Here is a 24,774-nt window from a genome sequence, read left to right as displayed (position 1 = left end):
GGTTGCAGACTGGCAATGAACGGTTGAGTAAACTGTTCTTGTGGTCAATGAAGACTGCTAAGCCATCGTTGGAGGATTCAACCCTATCTTTTTTCGTTAATCTGCGCCTGACAGCTATTGCGGGACCTAACTAACAAAAAATAATAGTGGACCAACCAATCGTAGTCAAAGTAGGAACCGGTGTACTCACCAGAGCACAGGATGCAACCCTCGACGGAGCCGCCCTTTTAAGGCTTGTAAACGCAATCGCACAGACCGTCGGAGACTTCGGCAAGTGCGTACTCGTATCAAGCGGAGCTGTCGGAGCAGGTGTCACCGCATTCGGTTTGAACGAATATCCTAAAGACCTAGCGACCAAGCAGGCAGTTTCAGCAGTCGGCCAGACCCGACTCATGCATGCTTACGAAAACTTATTCGGACATTTCCGGATGAATGTCGCCCAATTACTCAGGACAGCAGATGATTTCAGAGATCCTGAGCGCAGGGACAATACCAAGGCCACCCTTTCAAGGCTCCTTAATGAGCCGGCCGTCGTCCCCATCGTTAACCAGAACGACACAGTCGCATTCCGCGATTATTGTGTCGGAGACAACGACATGCTTGCCGTCCGCGTAGCCGAGCTTATCGGCGCAAAGATGCTCGTCATCTTCTCCAGTATTGATGGCCTTTACGCCCCTGGAGACATCGGTGGTGAGATCATCCGCGAAGTCGACGATATCGACGAAGTCATGAACTTCGCCGAGAAGAAGACTGGTAAAATGTCTCAAGGCGGAATGCAGGCCAAGTTAAAGGCTGTACGCCGCGCGGTTAATGGCGGCATAGAGACCTGCATTGCTAATGGCCGCGAGCCGGAGCGCTTACAAGACATTGTAGCTGGCGACGGCTATTGCACTCGCTTCAGAGCTCAGAAACAGCCTGCATAGAGGCTACCACGCTCGCAGCTCACATGCACATGGAGTACCTTTTACAGGTACCTGTCTTTGTGCACCCTCGAAACAGACACTAACTGGACTATCCAAGGTCTATTTTAACCGATATATTTTTTACATGAATTCCGAAGAGATCAAAGATCACATTTATAGCATGGGAAAGAAAGCCCGTGCAGCAGCACTCAAGCTGTCCCAACTTACTGAAGTGGAGAAAGCCTCCATTCTTCGCGCGATGGCTCGTGCCGTGCGAGAAGCCACTCCCGAGATCCTAGCTGCTAATGCCAAAGACATTGAAGCTGGCGAAGCCAAAGGACTCACTGGAGCGATGCTAGATCGCCTTAGACTCGATGCCAACAGAGTCGATGCCATCGCCGGTGGTATTGAGCAAGTAGCCGACCTCCCTGATCCCGTGGGTGAGGAACTGGAAAAAATCGACCGCCCGAACGGCATTCACATTACTAAGGTCCGAGTACCTATTGGTGTGATTGGCATCATTTACGAGAGTCGCCCAAACGTCACTTCAGACGCAGCAGTGCTGTGCCTCAAGTCAGGTAATGCCACCATTCTTCGTGGTGGAAGTGAGGCCATTCACTCAAACAGAGCCATTGCCAAAGCCCTGCAAGAAGGTGGTGAACCAGCCGGCCTTCCAGACGGTGCAATCCAGCTCATTCCATTCACTGATCGCGAAAGCGTGCAAGTACTCGCTGGCATGGACAAGTATCTTGACCTCATCATTCCCCGTGGAGGCAAGGGACTCATCGAGACCGTTGTCAGTCTTGCACGTATGCCAGTTATCAAGCACTACGATGGCATCTGCCACGCATTCGTGGACGCAGCGGCTGACCAAGACCTCGCTGTAGCCATCATTGACGACGGCAAGACTCAGAAACCTTCCGTCTGCAATGCACTCGAGACTGTACTCGTCCATAAAGACATCGCTGAAGAATTTCTTCCCAAACTAGAGCAGCGACTGAAAGTCCGCGGCGTAGAAATTCGCGCGGATGAGCATGCCCTGAAGATCCTATCAGATGCCAAAGCGGCCACTGATGAAGACTGGGTTACCGAATACCTGGATTTGATCATTGCCGTCAAAGTCGTCGACAGCATCCAGGCAGCTATCGAACACATCAACGAATACAGTTCTCAACACAGTGAAGTCATCATCACCCGTGATGATGTAGCCGCTAATCAATTCCTAACAGGAGTAGATAGCGCTTGTGTTTACCACAATGTATCCACCCGCTTCTCCGATGGAGAAGAGTATGGCTTCGGAGCCGAGATCGGCATCAGCACAGACAAGCTACATGCCCGCGGACCAATGGGTCTCAAGGAGCTCACCAGCTACCAATACCGTGTAACTGGCGATGGACAAATTAAAGATAAAGCCAGGCAGGATGCGTTGCTCTCTACGCAAGAAGCGTAACTCACCCCTTCATCAATTTGCCTAACAAAAAAAGGATGACCCGTAACAAGGTCATCCTTTTTTTCATCAATGAATGCGGCTATTAGGCGCGTTCAAGAAGGCTATTGCCAGTCATCTCCTCGGGCTTAGAGACACCAAGCATATCCAGCAAAGTAGGAGCCACATCAGCGAGAATACCATCCTTCACTTTCACGCCCTCGTGATCAGCAGCAACATAAATCGCATGGACTAGATTTGTCGTGTGAGCGGTATGAGGAGAGCCGTCCTCATTGATCATCTTCTCACAGTTTCCGTGGTCAGCAGTAATAAGAAGCTTACCTCCTAGGCGAAGTGTTTCCTCAGCGACGGCTTGAACACCACGATCAATGGTCTCACAAGCCTTCTTGGCGGCATCCACGATACCTGTGTGCCCGACCATGTCTGGGTTAGCGAAGTTAAGGATCACCAGATCATAGTCCTTCAGGCGCTCCACGAGTACTTCAGTCACTTCTGGAGCACTCATCTCTGGCTGTAGATCATACGTAGCTACCTTTGGCGAAGCTACGATTTGACGGTCTTCATTCGCAAAAGGTGTCTCTGCTCCACCATTGAAGAAGTAGGTGACATGAGGGTACTTTTCAGTCTCAGCGATACGGAGCTGGTGCAGACCAGCGTCAGCCACGACCTCGCCCAGAACATTCTTCATGCTGCTGGCAGGATAAACAACTTCACAGTCATAATTTTCATCGTATTGCGTGAGAGTCACGTAATGAGTCTTAGGGTGAACCTCTTTATCGAAACCTTCGAACTTTTCACCGTCTAAGAATGCATTAGAAAGCTGGCGGGCACGGTCAGCACGGAAGTTGAACCAGAACACCACATCCCCATCGCGCACACGCTGCTCATCGGAGTCAGAGAGAATGATCGGTTTAAGGAACTCATCCGTATTCCCCTTCTCATATTCTGCAGCAATCGCCTCACTGGCTTTGCCATCAAAATTCTCGCCACGGCCAAGAACCATCGCATCCCACGCAAGCTTGTTACGCTCCCAGCGGGTATCACGGTCCATCGCATAGTAACGGCCAATGACTGTCACGATTTTCGCACCAGTCCCTTCAATGTCCGCCTCTAGCTTCTTCAAGTAATTCACGCCACCAGTTGGTGAAGTGTCACGACCATCAGTGATGGCGTGAATGTAGATTTCCTTCACGCCTGCGTCAGCGGCTGCTTTGACAAAAGCTGCCAGATGATCCTGGTGACTATGTACACCACCATCAGAAACCAATCCCATAAAGTGGATTCGTGTTTGCTTAGCCTGCTCGAACGCGTTCTTCAGCACTTCGATCTCTGGCATCTCGCCATCGGCAATCGACTTATTGATGCGTGTCAGGTCTTGGTAAACAATCCGGCCGGCACCCAGATTAAGGTGACCCACCTCGGAGTTACCCATCTGACCATCAGGAAGTCCCACATCCATCCCGGATGCGCTCACGAACCCCTTCGGATAAGTCGCCAGCATTTTGTCATGGAATGGAGTGTCTGCGAGCAATGTCGCGTTTCCATCTCTCTCTGCAGTTTCCTGCCCACCTGGGTTTACCCCCCAGCCATCACGAATAATCAGAACTACTGGTTTCTTAGCCATCTTGAAAGCGCTTATACAGCCGCTCCCCCTGCTAGCAAAGACCGATTTAGGCCATAATGGAAAATCGCGACACTCCGACGAAATCTCACAACTTCGCCTAGCTGAAAAACTCCACCCGCTTTATCTTGATAACTTCAGTTTCCTATCTCACTTTGACCGTATGCATGGCCAGCTACTGCTTTTAGGCATCAAGGGACTCGAACTCTCAGCGAACGAAAGACACATCCTCCAAAAAGTTCAACCAGGAGGCTTTGTACTTTTTGGCAGAAACGTAGAGTCCCCCCAGCAAGTGCGTGCACTCACTGACTCCCTGAGGGAAATTTGTGACAATCCACCACTCATCTGCATTGATCAGGAAGGAGGCCGTGTCACCCGCACAAAAGAGATCGGCAACATCCCCCCCTCTGCCGGCCAACTCAGCCAAGCCGACAACCCCTCAGCGATCGCTTGGCACGGCACCCTCACAGCAGAACTACTCATACAACTGGGCTGCAACATGAATCTAGCCCCAGTACTGGATATTTCCTATGATGATGAGTGCGACAACGCACTTCGAGGCCGCTGCTACGGCAAGAACTCCCAAGAAGTCATCACCAATGCGGGCATTTTCAACCGCAACATGCGTCGCCAGAAAATCCTCAGTTGCGGCAAACACTTTCCTTCCTGCGGTCTGGCCAATGTTGACCCACACTACAAACTTCCTGTTGTAGACAAGTCCAAGGAAGACCTCTTAGCTTCAGACCTACTCCCCTACACAGCATTGATGCCTGAACTGAACGCCATTCTCACCTGCCACACCCACTTCTCTGCATTGGATCCCGGGGAACCAGGTTTGCCTGCTTCCCTCTCCAAAAACATCATCACCAACCTCCTGCGCAATCAACTAGGTTTCGACGGCGTCATCATGACAGATGACCTCGACATGGGCGCCATTATCAACACCTACGGCAGAGGCAACGATGTAAAAATGGCCATTCAAGCTGGTAACGACATGGCCATGATCTGCCACCAGACGGACACGACTGAGGCTGCATTAGCCGCTCTGGAAGAGCTCCCTTATGCGGAGATTGCTGACTCCCTCAAACGCATTGCCAAGCTGAAGAAGAAAATCCCAAAGACCTATCCTTTCGATCAAAAGAAATGGGATAAGATAAATAATGACATCATGCAGCTTCGCGTCGAAGTCCTTGGTGAAGAAGGTGCTCAGGACCAGTCGGACCACATCCAGAACTCCCGCAGCCCTGTGGAGGACTATTAAACATCTAGACAAAAAGCCATTCCCCCCCTCTATTTGTCGAACAATTTCACCTACCTCATGTCTGCCAAGTCACATCGCACCAGCGGCTCAGTCGCCATGGATGACTACCTCGAGCAAATCCTCAATCTCATTGAAGAAAAAGGATATGCCCGCCCTGTCGACATTTCCAAAAACCTTGGCATCTCTCAAGCCAGCGTCACCAACATGCTTCAGAGGCTTGATGCTGAAGGGCTTGTCAAACATGAGAAATATCGAGGCACAATACTTACTGACAAAGGCCGCATGATCGCAGATGCCATCATCACTCGCCACCAAACACTAACAGAGTTCCTTCGTCTTTTCGGTCTTGATGAAGACACGATCTATCATGACGTGGAAGGCATGGAGCATCATGTTTCCAAATCGACTCTGAGAGTCATCGACGTCCTGCTTGAAGAGCTCAAAGATGACTCTGCATTACTGCAGAAGCTGAGGAAAAAGCTCTAGAATTTGCCTAACCAAGGTTAAATTTTAATCTTTTCGGTAAATTTCAGCCGAAACTTCCCAGAATATGCCTATGCATCCTTGCCTATCAGGCTGGCTGGGTGTATGGAAGCCCCCGCCCATTGTCTAAACATCCGGGCCTACAGCTATGCTTAAGTGGATTCTCCAGAAAATCGTCGGCAACAAGAACCAGCGCGAACTAAAGCGCTTGCAGCCAATTGTTGCGAAAATCAATGAAATTGAGGAGGCCCTCCAGAACGAGTCCGAAGAGACCGTTCTCGCCAAGGTCAAAGAGTGGCAAAAGCACCTCCACCGCTACCTTCCTCTCGATGTACCGACCAAGAGAACCATTGAAAGCATGGACAGCGAGACTATTAGCCAGCTCGCTAACTACCTCGAAGACCGCCTCTCCGCCCTCCGCAGCGAATACCCATCACTGCCAAAAGTAGAAGCCACACCGGCAGCTATCGAGTCCGCTAAAAAAGCTTTTGCAGACATTGAAGATGATTTCCCGGAACTCAGAGCCAAGTACCTCGATGAGATCCTTCCTGAAGCCTATGCTGTAGCAAAGAATGCTGCCCGCCGTATGTGTGGCCGCACCATCAATGTAACTGACAACGAAATGGAGTGGAACATGGTTCACTTCGACGTACAGCTCGTCGGTGGTATTGCGCTCCACAACGGGATGATTTCTGAGATGCAAACTGGTGAAGGTAAAACCCTCGTGGGTACCCTTCCCGTATTCCTTAATGCGCTTACAGGTCTTGGCGTACACGTCGTCACCGTGAACGACTACCTCGCCATGCGTGACTCTGACTGGATGGGCTCCCTCTACAGATATCTTGGTCTGACAGTTGGCTGTATCCAAAGCCAGCAGCCGCCACAGTTCCGTCGCGAACAATACCAGTGCGACATCACCTACGGTACCAATGCTGAATTTGGCTTTGACTACCTTCGTGATAACGGCATGGCGAACTCTCGTGACGAGCAAGTACAACGCGGTCACTACTTCGCGATTATTGATGAGGTTGACTCCATTCTCATCGACGAAGCTCGTACCCCACTCATCATCTCCGGACCTTCTACCATTTCCAATACTGAGCAATACGGTCAGTTCAAAGGCATGATTGAGAGCCTGGTCAAAAAGCAGAACGTCCTCTGTAACGAGCTTGCTGAAGAAGCCAAAAAAGCTCTCGAAGAAGGTGATGAGGAACACGCCGGCCGATCCCTCTTTAAAATCAAGCTTGGTCAACCACGCAACAAGCAGTTGATGCGCTTCATGCAGGAGCCTGATACCCGCCGCCTGATCGAAAAGACCGAGCTGGACATGTATCAGGATGCCCAGAAGAAAGATCTCTACGCCATCAAGGAAGAGCTCTACTACACCATCGATGAGAAATCTCACGATGCGGACCTCATGGATATGGGTCGCAACTTCTTGGACCCTAATGACTCAGAGTCCTTTGTCTTGCCCGACCTAGCTGAAGAGTACGCTGAAATCGACGCCAACCTTGAGCTGAGCGACGAAGACAAGGCAGAGAAGAAAGAGATCCTTCAGACTCGCCTTGACCACCAAGGTCAGAAGATGCATTCCATCACCCAGCTCCTCAAAGCTTACTGTATTTACGAAAAAGACGTTGAATACGTTGTTGAAGACAACAAGGTTGTCATCGTTGACGAGCAGACAGGCCGCAAGATGGAAGGCCGCCGTTGGTCAGATGGCCTACACCAAGCTGTAGAAGCGAAAGAGGGTGTCACTGTGGAGCGCGAGACACAAACATTCGCCACCATCACGATTCAGAACTACTTCCGTCTCTATGAAAAGCTCGGTGGCATGACTGGTACTGCCGAGACAGAAGCAGCGGAATTCCATGACATCTACAACCTGGATGTTCTCCCGATCCCTACCAATCGCCCGAACCAACGTGATGACGAGAACGACCAAGTCTTCAAAACGCGACGTGAGAAGTACAATGCGGTCGTGAAGAAAATTTCCGAGTCTCACGCTAATGGCCAGCCCGTTCTCGTAGGTACAGCCTCCGTGGACGCATCCGAGACTCTCTCCCGCATGCTCAAGCGTGCCAAAATCCCACACTCTGTGCTGAACGCTAAGTTCCACGAACAGGAAGCGGAAATCATTGCTCGTGCTGGCAAGAAAGGAGCCGTCACCGTCTCCACTAACATGGCTGGACGTGGTACTGACATCAAGCTGGGTGAAGGCGTACCAGAACTGGGCGGCCTCTTCGTGATTGGTTGTGAACGCTACCCATCACGCCGTGTTGACCGCCAGCTTCGCGGACGATGCGCACGTCAGGGCGACCCTGGTAAATCACAGTTCTACATCTCCTTTGAAGATGACCTGATGCGCAACTTCGCAGCCGCTGACCGCATGACCACCATGATGGAGCGCTTCGGCATGGAAGAAGGTGAAGCTCTTGAGCATAAGTGGCTCAACCGCTCCATCGAAACCGCTCAGAAACGCGTCGAGCAGCGCGACTACCAGTGGCGTAAACGTGTTCTGGACTTCGATGACGTCATGAACATGCAGCGTGAAGTTGTCTACGGCTACCGTAATGACGCCCTCTCAGCAGAAGACCCACGCGAACTCATCGACGAAGTGATCGAGGAAGTCATTCCTGACACCGTCTTCTCCTACTACGAGAATCGCGACGAAGGATCCCCTGACCTCCTTGAGCTACTCAACTGGATCAACACTACTTTCCCACTTGGCCTGACCAAGGAAGAAGCTCAACTTGAAGAGAAAACAGCTGAAGAAACTTCAGACTGGCTCATCAAGGAAGTTCGTGAGGCATACGAACTCAAAGTAAAAGATGAATCCCCAGCTTATCTGGATCATCTTGAGCGCCAGATCATCCTTACCGCAATCGATAAGCGCTGGCAGGAACACCTCTACAACATGGATGCTCTCCGTGAAGGTGTTCACCTCCGTGCTCAAGGCCAAAAGGACCCTCTGATTGAGTACAAGAATGAAGCATACAGCCTCTTCCAAACGCTGATGGGCAGCATCAAGGAGGACGCTTTAGGCAATCTCTTCCGCTCCACATCTTCCCTGGATCAGTTTGAGCAGCTTCTTCAGAGCCTCCCTCAAGATCTCGTAGGTGGCGACGAGCCACAACCTTCATTCTCAAACGAGAATCTGGCACAGGTCCTCACCTCCGCTCAGGTTGCAGGTCAACCACTTAAGAAGAAGGACAAACCGGTCAAGGTACAGCTTGCTAAACGCAAGCCAATCGAGCTCAAACCAACAGGCAAAAACGCTCCATGTCCATGCGGATCCGGTAAAAAACTCAAGGATTGCTGCGGCGCCGAACAATAAGCCCAGACAGCTCTCTATCAGTTTGATTTTGCTGTTTTCAAAACAAATTTCTCTCCTATCCTATCACCAATAGCTATGGCCAACCTCAATCTCACACTCAAAGTCTGGCGTCAAAAGAATGCCAATGACGAGGGACACATCGAAACCTACGATGCCAAAGACATTCCTCAGGAAGCTTCCTTCTTGGAAATGCTCGACATCGTTAACGAGCGCATCATCGAAGATGGCGGCAACCCAATTCACTTCGATCACGACTGCCGTGAAGGCATTTGTGGCATGTGCTCATTGACCATTAATGGCATTCCACACTCCAAAGAGCGCGGCATCACCACTTGCCAGCTTCACATGCGTAAATTTAATGATGGTGACACCATCTGGATTGAGCCATTCCGCGCCAAAGCATTCCCTGTCGTTAAAGACTTGGTTACTGACCGCGGAGCCTTTGACCGCATCATTGCTGCAGGCGGCTTCATTGACGTACGCACTGGTTCAGCTCCAGATGCAAACTCCATGCCTGTTGAAAAGCGTCTGGCTGACGAAGCATTCGACGCCGCTGCATGCATTGGTTGCGGCGCCTGTGTAGCAGCCTGTAAGAACGCAAGTGCTATGCTCTTCGTTTCCGCAAAAGTTTCCCACCTCAACAAGCTCCCACAAGGTCAGCCAGAGAAAGACAAACGCGCTCTCGCCATGGTACGCCAGATGGACGAGGAAGGCTTCGGCAACTGCACCAACCAGTACGAGTGCGAAGCCGTTTGCCCGAAAGAAATCAGCGCAGACAACATCGCTAAACTGAACCGCGATTACGCTCTAGCCGCTGCTAAAGAAGGACTTGCCTAAGTCAACCTGAACATCTTTGCTAATCACCCGGTAACCTTTGTGTTATCGGGTGATTTTTTTTGAAAAAAAACCGGATCAACTTACGCTACTATTGTCTATGCGATTTATTGTCATACCTCTCATCTCTCTCAGCGCCCTAGGCAGCCTAGCCCATGGGGCCACGGACATGCTAAACCCAGTCACTCCCTCTCTTTCTCCGGACGGCAGCAAGCTTGTCTTCAGCTGGAATGGTGACATCTGGATTAGCAACAGTGCTGGCGGAGATGCTGAACGCCTGACTACTCACCCTGGCACAGAAATCTACCCCCTCTTTTCCAGAGACGGCAAAACGCTCTATTTTAACTCTAATCAGAGTGGGTCTTTGCAAGTCTGGAAACTTGATCTCATGAAACGCGGAAAGCCAGTCCAGGTCACCCACCACTCTGAGACGACTTTGGTTGAAGACATCAGCCCTGACGATTCACAGCTCTACCTGAGAGCCTATCGTGATTTTCCCGGCAGGAATCCCCTGCGCCTCTACACACAAGATGTAGAAGGTGAACACGCCGAGAAACTGCTCTTCGATGCCTATGGAGAAGATGCACGCATCTCACCAGATGGCTCCAAATTGCTCTTTGTCAGAGAAGGCGTAGAAACTTATCGCAAGGGATACACTGGCTCACAAGCCAGCCAAGTCTGGCTCTATGATTTCTCCACAGGCGAATACACCCAACCGGTGAAGAGTCAATTTGGCTGCAAGGATCCTGTATGGCTTCCTGATGGCTCCGGGTTCTATTACGCGAATGGTGAAGGAGGTACCTGGAATCTCTGGAAATACACCTTCGCCAACAGCGAGAACAGCCAGCTCACGCAATTCAAGGATGATGGAGTTCTCACACCTACCCTCTCTCGAGATGGCTCCACCCTTATTTTCCGCAGGTTGTTCCATTACTACAAATGGGATCCATCCATCGGCGGAGATGGAGAGAGAATCCAGCTGACCCACTCAGAGGATCTACAAATTCTCATGGAGAAAGATCTGAAAATCAACACTACGAGCGATGCTGACTTCAGTGGCAGCGGTTTGGAAATCGTCTTCACCGCCAATGATGATCTCTACGCCATGGACACCGTCCTGCGTGAACCAAACCAGATCACCAGCACTTTCTCACGGGAGTACAATGTGGTGTTTAGCAAGGACTCCCAAGCGGTTTTCTTTATTCAGGATGACGGCATCAACACCAAACTTTGTAAAATCACCAAAAAGGATGCTTCCAAATACTGGTGGGAAGCCCAGGAGTTTGACACGGAGGTCGTGATTGATAGCCCTGTAACGCTGGACACGTTCTATCCTAGCCCAGACGGCAAGCAGCTTGCCTACACCACCATAGACGGCAAACTCTGGATTTCGGACATCAACGGCAAGGACTCTAAGGTACTTACAGCCGCATGGGATACCCCCTCATTTGAATGGTCTCCAGACTCCAAATGGATCACCTACGCCCACCAAAACGACAACTTCAACGGTGATGTCTTCCTCACCAAAGCGGACGGATCCATGGAAGCAGTCAACATCAGTCAGCATCCAGATAACGACTTCGGCCCCACCTTCTCTCCTGACGGAAAGAAAATCGCCTTCGTTGGCCGCCGCTACGGAAGCAGCTATGACATCTTCTATGTGGACCTCACCTCCATTGGATCAGGCAAAAGCGAACGTGCTCAGCGTATCGAAAATGCCCGCAAAGCCATGAAGAAAGATCCTGCATACAAGAAGAAAGAAGAACCGTCCAAAAAAGCAGAGCCTGAAAAGCCAGAGGAACCTAAGAAGGAAGAACCAGCCAAAGAGCCAAAGAAAGACGAGCCAGATACTCCCAACAAGCCGGAGCCGCCGAGCCCTAATCAGCCTGACCCAAATAACCAGCCTGACCCGAAGAAGGTTCCCGCCAATCCTCAGCCACAACCTAAGGCCGACCCAGATCCCGATCCCGATGATCAGTCCAAGCAGGAGGAGCCTGCTACCAAGAAGGAAGAAAAGGATGACGAGTCCACAGCTGCCGAAGACGAAACGGATAAGCAGGAAGAAGAAAGCCCTTATGATCTGACCAACATCCAAAAACGTATTGAGCGTATTCAAGTAAGAGGATCCACTCCTAACAAACTAGTCTGGACCAGTGACTCGAAGAGCATCATATTCCAGACCTCGGGAGGCAAATCCACATACATCGTCGAGGCCAAGGAGAAAGGCGCCACCAAAGAGTACATCAAAGCAACGGGCTCTCCCCTCCGTATGGAGAAAGGCAATAAACTCTATTGGGTTTCCAAGGGAATCCCTTCCGTAGCCACAGGCGGCAAGTCCAGCGGCTACCCCTTCACCGTGTTCACCACTCAGAATCGAGTAGACTTCCAGCGCCTGCTCTTCCGAGGAGCCTGGAGAACCATGCGCGATGGCTTCTACGATGAACACCTTAACGGCAAGAACTGGCTGGGCATGCTCTCCAAGTATGAGCACGCCGCGGCCTCCGCTCCTAGCATGAAAGACTTTGACCGCTACGTAGCCATGCTACTCGGCGAGCTCAACGCTTCTCACACAGGCTTCCGCTCTAAGCCATGGCAAAGCACTTGGTCTAAACGCTCGGCCTGGAAAGACGAGGTTGCTCATTTTGGTCTCATCTTTGACCCAGAACATCAAGGCGAAGGCTTGAAAGTGAAGGAAGTCCTTCCAACCAGCCCAGCGGATGAACAGCGCAGCAAAATCGAAGCTGGTGAAATTATCCTCTCCATCGATGAAAACAAAGTTCAGTCAGACACAGCTGTCTCCAAGGTTCTCACCGGACGTCTGTCCGAGGCTCGTAGCCTCGAAGTAAAGGGATTAGACGGAGAAACGCGATCAGTAGAGATCCAGCCGATCTCATTCGGAGAAGCCAGAGAGTTGGCGGCTGAAAACAATATCGAGAAGACTCGTGAAATGGTCGAGAAGCTCTCCAATGGCCGCCTGGGCTATATCCACATCGCCAGGATGATGTGGGATGAGTTCGAGAAGTTTGAGCGCCACCTCTATGAAAACGGTGCAGGCAAAGACGGCTTGATTATCGATGTACGAGACAATGGCGGCGGCTTCACCACCGACCACCTCCTTACTGCCCTGACACAGCCGAGACACGCATTTACCATTCCCCGCAATGGCGGACCAGGCTACCCGCAGGATCGCTTTGTCTATGCCACCTGGGATAAGCCTATCATTGTGCTTTGTAACCAGAACAGCTTCTCCAATGCCGAGATTTTCTCTCATGCGATCAAGACCTTGAACCGAGGCAAACTGGTTGGCGTTCAGACCGCAGGCGGCGTTATTTCCGCCGGACAAGTGAATGTCCTAGGCTACGGCTCACTGCGCTACCCATTCCGAGGCTGGTTTGTGATCGATAGCGGAAAGGACATGGAGCTGAATGGAGCCAAGCCTGATTTCGAGATCTGGCCAATGCCCGGAGAGATTCCTGCAGGCATCGACCACCAACTTGAAAAGGCAGTCGAAGTCCTCACTAAAGAGATCAAGGACAAGCCGAGCCAGTTCCCAAAAGCTCAGTACCATAATCGATAAGAGAACTCATTTCCTACAAAAGAAAAAGCCTCTGGATTACTCCAGAGGCTTTTTAGTTTCTAAAAATAAGACGAAAGAAGGTTTACTCACCCTGCCACTCACCGTACTTGCGGTATTTCTGATAGCGGGCCTCCAGCATTTCCTCTGTAGTCATTTGCTCTACCTCTTCAAGATGCTTGAGCACGACTGATTTGAAATTCTCAGCAGTCTGCTTGTGATCGTTGTGAGCGCCACCTTTTGGCTCAGGTACCACCTCGTCAATCAAGTTAAGCTTACCAAGATCTGGGGCGGCAATTTTCATCGCCTCCGCAGCTTCTGGGGCATGCTTGCGGTGCTTCCAGAGAATGGCCGCACATCCTTCAGGACTAATCACTGAGTAGTAGGCATTCTCCATCATCAAAACTTTGTCAGCCACGCCGATTCCGAGAGCTCCGCCAGAACCACCTTCACCCAAGACGCAGGCAATAATCGGAGTCTTGAGCAGCATCATTTCACGAAGGTTGTAGGCGATCGCTTCCGCAATATTTCTCTCCTCAGCTCCAATACCTGGGAAGGCACCGGGAGTGTCGATCATGCAGATGACGGGCAGCTTGAAGCGCTCAGCCATTTTCATCAGACGAAGCGCCTTACGATAGCCTTCCGGGTGAGCACTGCCGAAATTCCTGAGAAGGTTTTCTTTGGTATCACGGCCTTTCTGATGACCAATGACGACAACCCTTTTATCACCAATACGCGCAAAACCTCCAGGCATGGAGTGATCATCGCCAATGTGGCGATCCCCGTGCAGCTCGCAAAAGTCTTCGAAAGCATGGAAGACGTAATCGAGCATGAAAGGTCTATTGGTATGTCTAGCGATCTGTACACGTTGCCACGATGTTAGATTGGTGTAAATCTCATTTCTCGTATCTGCCAATTTCTGCTCCATGGCAGAGATCTCATCGCTCATGTCGATGTTCTGGGACGAGGACTTCTTCTTCAGCTTCGACAGCTCGTTTTCGAGTTCGAAGATAGGTTGTTCAAATTCCAGCGGCTTTGTGCTCATAAATCGGAGTCGAGGTTGAATGATTAGGCCAGTTTAGGCAAAGTTAATATCGTATTTCTACAGAATTTCCGCTGCGTAGCAGCAGAGCGAGTTCTTCTATATCTGCGTCGCTAAGGATCACCCCCTCGAATCCCTCCTTGGGATAATCGCCGGGACTCCTGATAACCATCTGAGGTTTAGCGAATACAAAGATTTTTTCACTGGAGCGGTAATTCGTTTTACTGGAATTCGTGACACGCCCATCGGCTTTTGCCTCCACATCACTGATTTTGGTTTTCACGCTCCCTTGCCCCTTTGGCACCTGCATGATCATTGGGTCGTATGCTTTGATATATTGGGAACCCTTCCAGAGCTCAATCAGCTCCTGCCTGACATCTACCACCAATCTTAAATTCAATGGCATGACGATCAGCTCATCACCGGGATGCAGCCTATCCACTCGGTCCAGCCCATTCAGTAGGCGGATCAGATCCAGGTTGGTCTGATTTTCACGGGCTATTTTAAGAAATGAGTCCCCCCTCTGAACGGTGTAAGTCTTCTGTCCTGAATCCCCTACACCCGAAAACAAGCGATCCATGTTCATTTCCCCAAGGATTCTCCTCGCCTCTTTGGCTGATGGAGCCGTGGGATAATAGGTCGTCACATATTTCAACTTTTCTTCCGCTGCCAGGTAGTCCCCCACCGTCAGGAGTTCTCGGGCCGATTCAAAGGCACGTTCACCAGGGGTGACATCCGGGAGATTATCCACTTCCAGCTTTTCAACGAGCTGCTCAACCTCTTCCACGGGTGCCGGCTTAGCGGGGATCAGCGCCTCAAGCTTGTTACTGGGAGCCTCTTGCTCTGGATCAGACGAAAAAAAGCGCTCTGCAAGGACCAGAGTAGCCGCCAAAGCTGATAACACAGCAATTGCAGCAATAAATTTGATGACGGTGATGATTCGCATGATTTCGGCTGACGGCTCACCTTATAACAAACCGCGGCGCTTGAAATCAAATTTGTTGATCTCTTGTGATTTGCCAATGATATCAATCGCGAATTTGAGCAAACCGACTTCCCAAGCATCATCCACACCTTCAATGACAGCCATCATAGGATCATCTTTCTCATGAGCTGCTGCCAGAACCTTGTCTTTTACATTCGCCATGTGATCAGTGATGATCTCTTCATTGGCTTCTGTACGACGAAAAGAAAATCCATATTGGAAGAAAACTGGCTCTAAGCCTTTGTCCTTCAGCCAAGCCAGGAATTCATTGGCCTTTTGATCAAAACCCTCCAGCTCCACATTGTTATAAGCGGCAGGCTTGATGATTTGAGGCTTCTGGGCCTCCACCTCTCCGCTACGAACCCGAATTTTCCCGACAGAGTCCATCAACTCCGATATGATCGTAAACTTAAATTTCGTCACCCCAAAGGTGTCGATACGACGATCTGGCTCACGTAAAACGTGAGTGTTTTCCATCGCATACTGGATTTTATCGGGATTTTGATCCATGTCTCTTCTTCTTCAGGTATTTACTTATTACCTACAACCTACCATGGTTACGGTGAGAGTCTTGTAAAGGTTTACAAAAATCACCGGATAATTAGAAAAAAGGGCAGACTCTCAGCTGAGAGGTCCGCCCTTCAAATCATTCAGGACTAGTGTCCTGCAAAAGATTAGGAAACTTTTTCCACGTAGGAGATAACGTCACCAACGGACTGAAGCTTCTCAGCTTCTTCGTCAGGCACCTCGATGCCGAATTCCTCTTCGAAAGCCATAACGAGCTCGACAGTGTCGAGGGAGTCAGCTCCAAGATCGTCGATGAACTTGGCTTCTGGCTTAACCTGATCAGGGGTCACGTTGAGTTGCTCAACAACGATATCTTTTACTTTTTGTTCGATTGAATCAGACATGAGAATCTTGAGTTGGTTGTTCGTTAATATGATGAACGGACGCTTTTGATTACCCCTCATGAGGAGCAATGGCAATCACGAATTTGCACATATTGAAGGCTAACTGAGTTTCCTGAGTATTTTTATTAGAGTTGGTATGCCTCATTAATCATCAGACTTAGTCTCCTTTTCGGTGACTTTACTCATTTCAGCCTGATAGGCGATCTGTTTCTTTTTCTCGCTCTCCATGATGCCAGAAATGAATGCCCCTATCGCCAGAGCACCATTGATGAAATACACCGTATAGACTGCACGCAATCCTGCATCTCCGGTGAAACCATAACTATGCAAGCCTGTGCCTAAGAAATTGACGTGCCACCATGAGAAGGTCACCAGAGCTGCCCCGATCACGGAGCATGTATGCAGTCCCCACTCACGGATGTAGCCACCCAGACGAGCGTGAAGGATGATAAGACACCAGAGAACAATGATTAGGGCACCATTTTCCTTGGGATCCCAACCCCAGAAACGGCCCCAGGAATCGTTCGCCCAGACACCACCAAGGATCGTTCCTACCAAGCTAAAGAACAGGGTAAAACAAATGCCACCATAAACCACACGGGTCATAAGACGTCTGAACTTTTTGTCCCCCTCATCCAAACCAAGCCAGCGACAAAGGAGATATACATAGGAGAGGCCAGCCGTTAAGAGACCACCTGCGTAACCGATCGTGATGGTTAGAACGTGGATGGTGAGCCAGTAGTTGGAGCGCAGGACTGCGATAAGTGGATCCATGTGATCCTTGCCCTCACTCTGTTCATAGGCGAAGGCAAGTGTCAGACCAATGATACCTAAAAACAAGGCTAGGCCGAGGCAAACGCTTCGCTTCGTGAGCCATTCTATGATGGCTAACACAATTAAGGAGACCGCTACGATAAATGGAATCGTATCGTATAGATTACCCACAGGCGGGCGCTCCATCAAGATCGAGCGGTGAGTAATCCCAGCGACGGTAATGGCAATGACTAGCGCAAGAATAACCCAACCAATGATGTTGCAGCATTTAGACAGCTTACTACCAGGGGCAACCCAGCCGAGGGCTACCGCCAGGAATCCAAGGATAGAGAAGACGAAGGCATTAAAGAAGTAATCCATCTTATAGTAAGTGATTTCACTAGGGATGCTCTGCCCCTCACCGCGAGATTCGAGCGCAGGAGCAATCTTCTTCTTGTAGGCCTTTACCGCTTCCAGGAGTGCTTTTTGACCACCTTTGTCATAGGCTAGTGCCAGCTTCTCAAGCTCTACTAGATAGTCATATTGAGCCTGATCGAATGGTGTCTTGAAAGACATGTAGTCCATCAGCCAAGTCCTACGCGCAGGCCAGGCCTTTTGGTCAGACTCCAGCGGTGGCATCATGGTGACCTGACTGTAAATGCTGCCCTCCATGCGCATTCCGATATTGTTGAGAAGTCCTCTAGCTTGATCCGCCGTCTCTTGACTCTGCATTTGCATCTGGAGAACTCTGGCCAGATCCGGCCAGCTTTTCACCCAATAAGAAAGTAATGAGAAATCCGTATCATCCGGGCTCAGGCGCTTTCTGACAGGGTTCAATAAGGACCGCATAGAAATGTAGGAACGCATGTTGGTAGAGAGATCGACAAACTGGGTCTCTATCTGATCGAGATCGATCTGCTTGCCCTGCTTCTCTCTCAGCTGATTGCCAATCTCATCGATTTTGCTCAGACGCTGGCCATTTTCCCCACTCAACTCCATGAATGAGTAACGGTCACGCCGCTTCTTCTCATCATGCTCCATTTCGATCATGTCCAGTACCTGGGCGTTCTCAACCTGGAAGAATGGCATCTGGTCCGCCGTATCCGGCCTGAACATACAATCTAGAGCCCATTCTACAGGCCCTAACTTGATTATCTCATCGCCACTCTGCAGCTTGATCGAGCGCTTACCATTGATAGTCAGCATTTCAAAGCCAGCCCAGGTAGAAAACGGTTTTACACGTCCCCCGTCCTGCACCGGGAGCGCAGCAAACTCCTTCACCAATTCGGGATCCCACTTCTCGTAGCCTTTGATTTCCACTGGCTTACTAACCGCGGTAGAGTATCGGGCAGCATATCCAAGCACGGTGACGATCAATGCAATCGCCAGACCAAATCCAATCCATCGTAATACCTTAGTGTTCACGTCTCTTACCTCCCAAGCTGTTAGTGATAAATGCAGTCAATTTGACCAAAAAGTGAACGGCCAGAGCCACAGCACTGATATAGATAGCGATCTTAGGCCATTGATCTGAAGGGTTCTTCTTCACGGTAAATCCTGAGACTACCGTTCCAGTACTGTCATCCCAGTTCGTCTGATAAATTGTCAGGTCCTTGTGGCGCAGAGGCTCATTCATCTCGATGTGGAAGTCCTGACCATTTCCCTCTTCATCAATGATTTTAATATCACTTTCGTAGCGTTTCGGTCTGGTCGTATTCGGGAAGAACTCACCGATCGAGTCATTCAGGTGCAAGGTAAAAGGAAGATCCCAGATCTCGCGCACCATCTGGAAACCATAAATTTTTTCACCAAAGGTCAAGGTGACATAGCTTTTAGCCATTTCATTGAGAATCAGCAACCTGCTCTCACCTGAACTCTTATCGGTGACTTTCAGATAGCATCCGCCGATATTGAGCTCCTCAAGTGGGTTTGACTTGGTTTGCTGAAGAAAAACCCCATCCACCACAGGCATCATGCCTGCCTTGGAGAGATCATTGCTCAGCTGGGCACTGGTGTAATAGCCCGAGACTTCAAGATCAAAGGGAAACTCATCTGGCAGGAGAAACTTCCGGCTGGCTTCTGGATCTTCCCGCAGAGCGGAGAGTAAGTCAGAATTAATGACGGTAGGCTTTGTCTTGCTACCCTCTACCACTTCAAAAACCTCAATCGACTCAACATAGAGGTTTTGTGCAAAGTCCCCCTCCTTGCCGACTTCTACCTGAATAACGGCTTCCTTGGACTGATGATAGCCCACTGCACCTGCCACCATGATAAAGACCATGCACATATGGCTGACAAAAACCGGGATGTGCTTGAGCCCTTTGCGCGCGCGGATCAATCCGCCTAGGACCAGATTAATAGTGAACACCACACAGACCCAATAACCGCCGGGAAGAAATAAGGGAAAATCCTTACCTCCAAAGAACGGCTGAACCACCACAGCTTCCGGTGAGAAATACTTCTTCAAGGTCCAGTACAGACCACTCTCCACCTGCTCCAAGGTACAGAAGAGAGTCAAGAGGAGCAGAAGAAGCATGCTGATGATGGCTATTTCATAGCCACTGAGCACACGCATGATCTGCCCCCCTAACGAGGTAGGCTGTTTGCCGTTATTTTTAGATGTTTCGCTCATTGCTCTATTTCCACTTCAGGCTCTTGCAATAGCTGATGAAATTCTCACGCTGCGCCGCCACTTCGTCTTTATTACCGACCATTTTGACGGAGATAAGGTTGTTTCTGGAAAAAACAAGGGCTCCCAATAAAGCCATGTCATTTTTTTCTACGCCCCCCATACCACTGAACTTACCAGATGTCTCAATAATCACCCCTTCAGAACCGAGCATTTCAATCTTCTCGAGATCCGCTATCTCTACTTCGGGTGACTGACCGAATTGGCGTAGCCATCTGGAGGCGTTGTCCTTGATGCTACCGCTCACCAAGGAAAGATAGACTTCACCGTCCTTGTTGAACTTAAAATTAAAGTCTCTGAACTTGGTGGCCTGCACACGACGCCACTCCTTGGGCATCACCATGTGGAGCACGGAATCTTGGTCAAAAGTGGTTAAATTGCGTGTCTGAGTAACTTCCACAGGCTGAGTCTTATCCTCACAGCTGCTCACTACAGCGCAAAGAACTGGAATCAGTGCGAACATGCGTAATTTCATGATATGCGGGCGATAACGTTAGGTTGTCTTTTAGGCAAGGGTAATCGGCAAGGGATCTGACGCAGAATTTCATCTCCTCTGCATTGCAATTCCCCGGTTGTCAGCCACACTACGCGGCGTGACGCCCATTACTTACTATAATCGCTACACAGGTAGCATGGAAACCGAGCAGGTCTACGGGGAATCTTTCCTGAAATGGGCCTATGGCAATCCACTTGGCAAAATCGCCCTCCACAGCTTCGTCAAACGTCCATTTTTCTCGAAATGGTATGGCTGGCGGATGAACCAAGCCTCCACAAAGGCCAAGATTGCACCTTTCATCCAGCAGTACCAACTGGATGAATCCGAGTTTCTCGATTCCGCTGACAGCTACGGCCACTTCAACGACTTTTTCTATCGCAAGCTCAAGCCTGAAGCTAGGCCCATCCACGAATCTGCTGCGGTTTTCCCAGCTGACGGCCGTCACCTTGGCTTTGAGAATGCCGAGGAAGTCCAAGGCGTCTTCCTAAAAGGCCAACAGTGGGATCTCAGGTCACTGATTGCTGACGATGAGCTGTATGAGGAATTCAAAGGTGGCACCCTGATTCTCTCACGCCTCTGCCCAGTGGACTACCACCGCTTTCACTTCCCCTGCGCTGGGGTGCCGAGCGCATGCACCACCATCGAGGGGCCGCTGTTCTCCGTATCACCAATCGCGCTGCGCCAGCGCCTTGCTTACATGTGGGAAAACAAACGCACGCGTACCGTGCTGGAAACTGAAGCTTTTGGCAAAGTCCTCATCCAGGAAATCGGGGCCACCTGTGTAGGCTCTATTCATCAGACCTACCAAGCCGGCCAAGCTGTCGAAAAAGGTGCCGAGAAGGGCTACTTTGCCTTCGGTGGCTCATCCACCATCACGATCTTTCAGCCTAATAAGATCCAGTTAGCTCAAGACCTACTGGAGCACTCCTCCGAGCAGCGAGAGATCTACGCCAGAATTGGCGACACGATGGGAACCCCAATGTAGAAAACTTCTCTTTAAAAAGAAAAAGCCCTGACCAGATAAGGTCAGGGCTTTTTTGTGATCTTAATGCAACTCGGGAAGCTTACTTCACTTTGAGGTGCAGGGAACTCCTCAATTCACCCTCTTCCATACGAGTGTGGATTTTGAGGTGATCCAGCTCATCCATGGCTTTGAAAAGTTTGTCCACCTGAGGCTTCACCTCCTCATTGAAGTCGTCCATTTCAGACTCACTCATGAACTCTTCACCATGCTTATCTACCAGATCGTACCATTGCTGCGCCCATTTTTGCAGAACCTCAAAGTCCAGGGTCATTGTGGCACCGGGATCTGCGAGCTTGGATTTATCGTACTTCTTGGAGAGCTCAGTCGAGAAATCCGGAGAGCTTGTCAGGAAGAACAATTCATCACTGACTACAGCAGCTGGAGTACAGTTCTGATGAGTTGATGGAATCGGAAATGTGTAGCTCGTGAGCCCCTCATTGGTGCTCTTGAACGGCTTTTGCATCGGGATATTTTTCCCGGTCATTTGTGAAATCTTAGCGAGGATGGATTCCACTGACACGTTGAGCTTATCCCAGCTTTGACCCACCTTTTGCCGGTCATCGACTGTGGATACATAGCTGATACGCGGTACCGTACCGTTCTCAAGAAGCGGCTTTGGTATACCAGGAATCGTTGGCAGCGTCCCTTTGATATCGACAACCAAGGCGGACTCGCTCCCCAGCCCCTTGGCCAGATCGACACGTAGCGCTTTCCAGACTTGAAGCAGATCTTCACGTAACATGCCGTCAAACATCTGGAAATTACTGGAGAAGGTTCTGAAGTCCTGATCTTCCACATCCATTTCAACCACCTGCTTGGCCAAGTGATAAGATGTGGCCCCCAATGAGTCCGTGTACTCCATCAATCTCTCCATATAGACTGGATTAGACACCCAATTGGCGGAAAAGAGCACGTCATCTCCCTCTGTCATGGATGCCAGAGCTCTACCTGTGGTGAAATCCTGTGAAGGCACATTACTCCCCCCGAAGAGCTCAAACTTAAAGCCATCCTCTAGATAAGCCACAGCTCCTAGGCGAGCCCCCTTCTCCATGGATAAAACAGCCTTCTCGCAGTCCGCTAGATCTTCGAGTAACAATTCCAGGACTCTGGTATCTCCAAAGCCTTCAGCCTCTTCCAAGCCGGCCTTCACTCCGAGAGCCATTGTCCCCAGTGAGCTTGATTTCCCCACTGATGCCTTCTGTAAATCTTCAGATGAGTAGATCAAGCCAAGCAGATCTTTATCCGCAAATTTCTTGGCAAAGGCCATATCCTTATTCACCAGAATCGATTGTGATGGTGATTCCGCAAACTTAAGCTGCTCCTTGGAGTCACCCATGAAAATCACAATATAATCTTTGAAGGAGCCCGCCATCATCACGCAGTTTTTCTTGGCGATGATCTTTTTGTATTTCTCTGTAAGCTCTTTACCCACTCTCTTGTGAAGCATTTCCTCGACGTCGCCTGTAATCTGCTCGGCCAGCAATCCACCCTCAAGAGTTACCCCTTTAAAACCATCGCCCAGATCGGACTCCGTTGCGGTTAATAGAGCTACATCTTGCTCATCAAGAATCTCTGTCGTCCATCCCTGAATCTGCCCAAGCAGGGCTGCGCGCTTCTTTTGGTCACTTACTTTGAAACCCAGATAAATAGCAGGCATACTGGATTTCTCAAAGACTTCGAGAATCCCTTCATGCTTCATCGTATCGAAGAGATAGTTATCCTGCTCAAAGTCCTCCGGGTTCTCAAAGAGGCTCTTGCCATTCACGAGAGCCTCCATCATTTTTACGTAAAACTTGTATTGATGGAAGTTTAGCGTATCCGCCAGTTCGACCAGGTTAGTCGTCTGCTCAGGACCACCTTCTCCAACGGCCAGGAACATCTCTTCTCCAGCAATAGTCGCGAATTGCTGAAAATCTGGATCTTTTGCGACATCATCGAGACTTTCCCCCTCTTCTTCTGCCAACTCCTCAAGCAACACCCCTAATTTGGATGCTCTCAGCTTTTTCACCATTTCAGCACCATCATAAAGACCAAAATAAGAAGAGGCTCCCTGCGGCACATACTGTGCAAAGCCCGCCTGTTGCGCCAATTGCTCTACAGTCCCCTCCACTAGAGGCTTAACGAGATCTTCCGCCTTTTCCTTCGCTTTTTCGGCAAACTCCTCTGCAGCTTTCTGGACCTCATCCTCTACCTCCTTGGCGTTCTCTTTCACCACCTCATTCACTGGAGGTACAGTCTCGACAGAATCACTAGCCACAGTTGTTGAACCTGAATCCATATCAGTAGCTTGGGTTTCATCTGATTTCTTATCGCAAGAAACGAAACTGAACGTCCCGGCAACAAGAGGTAGAATGAAGTAGTTTCGGCATTTCATAGTGAATTTATTGTTATAGGGTGGCCGAGTTACGTTCAATTCCAAATTAAATGAGTGTTTATAACAGGGCCGCCAAATACTGGACAAATGCCCTTACACCATCGTTAATCCTCTCAAACGATGCCTGAACTGCCAGAAGTAGAAACCACCTGTAGGGGAATTTCGCCATTTTTAACGAACAAAACCATCTCCAGGGTCGATGTGAGAGAAGAGAGACTCAGATGGCCCGTCTCCCCTGAAATATGCTCAGCCACAGGACTGGTCATCACCCAAGTGAGGCGCAGGGCGAAATACATCATTTTGGATACCCAGTCCGGTGGGCATATCCTGATTCATCTGGGCATGTCCGGCAGCCTGCGGATCTGTGGTGCTGACAGCGATATCAGAAAGCACGACCATGTCATTTTCCACCTACCGGACGAGCTTGAACTCAGATACCATGATCCGCGCCGCTTTGGCTGCATACTCTGGGTCGAAGGCAACGTGGAGAGTCATCCATTACTGAAAGATCTTGGGCCAGAACCTCTCAGTGAGGAATTTTCAGCAGACTATCTTTATGCGTCCACCAGAGGACGCAATACGGCCATCAAGTTGCATATCATGAATAATCATCATGTGGTCGGGGTCGGTAACATCTATGCCTGTGAATCACTCTTCATGAGCGGGATCCACCCAACAAGGTCAGCAGGACGCATTAGTAAAAGCCGCCTTACCAAGTTACATCAAGCCATCCAAACCGTTCTTGAACGATCCATTACCCAAGGAGGCACCACCCTGAGAGACTTTGTGAACTCCGATGGCCAGCCTGGCTACTTCAAGCAACAACTTGAAGTCTATGATCGCGAGGGAGAGCCTTGTAGGCAATGCGGGGCTGCCATCAAACGGATTGTCCTAGGTCAGAGATCCACCTTCTACTGCCCCAAATGCCAGAGATGAAAATCATCATGATTAGGCACCTTGGACTATTTAATTTTCTTATTTATGGCCTAAAAACCTCAGAACCCTTTATTTTAGGAGGTTTCTGGAAAATCCCACTTGACT

At 50.0% G+C, this 24,774-nt stretch carries 18 protein-coding genes; 9 read left to right on the top strand and 9 right to left on the bottom strand.

Features of this window, described 5'->3' with window-relative positions; all coding sequences use genetic code 11:
- The first annotated feature begins 146 nt into the window (after positions 1-146).
- Positions 147-923, top strand: a complete 777-nt coding sequence (proB, locus tag BUB27_RS07800; RefSeq protein WP_234991711.1) for a glutamate 5-kinase — start codon at positions 147-149, stop codon at positions 921-923.
- Positions 924-1,047: 124 nt separating this feature from the next.
- Positions 1,048-2,352 carry a glutamate-5-semialdehyde dehydrogenase gene (locus tag BUB27_RS07795; RefSeq protein ID WP_143183253.1) on the top strand — a complete coding sequence of 435 codons (1,305 nt, stop codon included), beginning with the start codon at positions 1,048-1,050 and terminating at the stop codon, positions 2,350-2,352.
- A gap of 82 nt (positions 2,353-2,434) precedes the next feature.
- On the opposite strand, the gene gpmI is transcribed toward BUB27_RS07795, so the two are convergent.
- Positions 2,435-3,973: a 2,3-bisphosphoglycerate-independent phosphoglycerate mutase gene (gene gpmI, locus BUB27_RS07790; protein WP_143183252.1), complete on the bottom strand. Its 1,539-nt coding sequence runs from the start codon at positions 3,971-3,973 to the stop codon at positions 2,435-2,437.
- 1 nt (position 3,974) lies between these two features.
- Between gpmI and nagZ the strand changes: the two genes are divergently transcribed.
- The 5 genes from nagZ to BUB27_RS07765 all read left to right on the top strand — a co-directional run bounded on the left by nagZ (position 3,975) and on the right by BUB27_RS07765 (position 13,462).
- Positions 3,975-5,231: a beta-N-acetylhexosaminidase gene (gene nagZ / locus BUB27_RS07785; RefSeq protein WP_234991710.1), complete on the top strand. Its 1,257-nt coding sequence runs from the start codon at positions 3,975-3,977 to the stop codon at positions 5,229-5,231.
- Positions 5,232-5,288: 57 nt separating this feature from the next.
- Positions 5,289-5,717 (top strand): transcriptional regulator MntR, encoded by a 429-nt coding sequence (gene mntR, locus BUB27_RS07780; protein ID WP_234991709.1) that lies wholly within the window; start codon positions 5,289-5,291, stop codon positions 5,715-5,717.
- 145 nt (positions 5,718-5,862) lie between these two features.
- Positions 5,863-9,051, top strand: a complete 3,189-nt coding sequence (gene secA, locus BUB27_RS07775) for a preprotein translocase subunit SecA (protein ID WP_143183251.1) — start codon at positions 5,863-5,865, stop codon at positions 9,049-9,051.
- 75 nt (positions 9,052-9,126) lie between these two features.
- Positions 9,127-9,888, top strand: a complete 762-nt coding sequence (locus BUB27_RS07770; RefSeq protein ID WP_143183250.1) for a succinate dehydrogenase/fumarate reductase iron-sulfur subunit — start codon at positions 9,127-9,129, stop codon at positions 9,886-9,888.
- 97 nt (positions 9,889-9,985) lie between these two features.
- Entirely contained in the window at positions 9,986-13,462 is a 3,477-nt protein-coding gene (locus BUB27_RS07765; RefSeq protein WP_143183249.1) for a S41 family peptidase, read from the top strand.
- A gap of 82 nt (positions 13,463-13,544) precedes the next feature.
- Here BUB27_RS07765 and BUB27_RS07760 read toward each other — a convergent pair whose 3' ends face one another.
- The 7 genes from BUB27_RS07760 to BUB27_RS07730 all read right to left on the bottom strand — a co-directional run bounded on the left by BUB27_RS07760 (position 13,545) and on the right by BUB27_RS07730 (position 20,314).
- Complete coding sequence (locus BUB27_RS07760; RefSeq protein WP_143183248.1) at positions 13,545-14,504, bottom strand: acetyl-CoA carboxylase carboxyltransferase subunit alpha; 960 nt, start codon at positions 14,502-14,504, stop codon at positions 13,545-13,547.
- A gap of 43 nt (positions 14,505-14,547) precedes the next feature.
- A complete protein-coding gene (locus BUB27_RS07755; RefSeq protein WP_143183247.1) occupies positions 14,548-15,447 on the bottom strand; it encodes a LysM peptidoglycan-binding domain-containing protein in 900 nt (299 codons plus the stop codon).
- A 21-nt stretch (positions 15,448-15,468) separates the two neighbouring features.
- Positions 15,469-15,996, bottom strand: coding sequence for a hypothetical protein (locus BUB27_RS07750; RefSeq protein ID WP_143183246.1), 528 nt, complete (start codon positions 15,994-15,996; stop codon positions 15,469-15,471).
- A gap of 164 nt (positions 15,997-16,160) precedes the next feature.
- Positions 16,161-16,397, bottom strand: a complete 237-nt coding sequence (locus BUB27_RS07745; protein WP_143183245.1) for an acyl carrier protein — start codon at positions 16,395-16,397, stop codon at positions 16,161-16,163.
- Between the two features lie 144 nt (positions 16,398-16,541).
- Positions 16,542-18,575 (bottom strand): cytochrome c biogenesis protein, encoded by a 2,034-nt coding sequence (locus BUB27_RS07740; RefSeq protein ID WP_143183244.1) that lies wholly within the window; start codon positions 18,573-18,575, stop codon positions 16,542-16,544.
- Complete coding sequence (locus BUB27_RS07735) at positions 18,565-19,782, bottom strand: cytochrome c biogenesis ResB family protein (RefSeq protein ID WP_143183243.1); 1,218 nt, start codon at positions 19,780-19,782, stop codon at positions 18,565-18,567. Before BUB27_RS07735 ends, BUB27_RS07740 begins: the two co-directional genes overlap by 11 nt.
- Positions 19,783-19,786: 4 nt before the next feature.
- Entirely contained in the window at positions 19,787-20,314 is a 528-nt protein-coding gene (locus BUB27_RS07730) for a hypothetical protein (protein ID WP_143183242.1), read from the bottom strand.
- Between the two features lie 157 nt (positions 20,315-20,471).
- Here BUB27_RS07730 and BUB27_RS07725 point away from each other — a divergent pair, with 157 nt between their 5' ends.
- A complete protein-coding gene (locus BUB27_RS07725) occupies positions 20,472-21,320 on the top strand; it encodes a phosphatidylserine decarboxylase (protein ID WP_234991708.1) in 849 nt (282 codons plus the stop codon).
- Between the two features lie 79 nt (positions 21,321-21,399).
- On the opposite strand, the gene BUB27_RS07720 is transcribed toward BUB27_RS07725, so the two are convergent.
- Positions 21,400-23,733: a hypothetical protein gene (locus BUB27_RS07720; RefSeq protein WP_143183240.1), complete on the bottom strand. Its 2,334-nt coding sequence runs from the start codon at positions 23,731-23,733 to the stop codon at positions 21,400-21,402.
- Positions 23,734-23,853: 120 nt separating this feature from the next.
- On the opposite strand from BUB27_RS07720, the gene mutM reads away from it, so the two are divergent.
- Positions 23,854-24,669 (top strand): bifunctional DNA-formamidopyrimidine glycosylase/DNA-(apurinic or apyrimidinic site) lyase, encoded by an 816-nt coding sequence (mutM, locus tag BUB27_RS07715; RefSeq protein WP_143183239.1) that lies wholly within the window; start codon positions 23,854-23,856, stop codon positions 24,667-24,669.
- The last annotated feature ends 105 nt before the right edge of the window (positions 24,670-24,774 follow it).

It is taken from the genome of Rubritalea squalenifaciens DSM 18772, from assembly GCF_900141815.1.
Classification (GTDB): Bacteria; Verrucomicrobiota; Verrucomicrobiia; order Verrucomicrobiales; family Akkermansiaceae; genus Rubritalea; species Rubritalea squalenifaciens.
The sequence above is the reverse complement of the archived record's forward strand: the minus strand, read 5'-3'. Positions and strand labels throughout refer to the sequence as shown.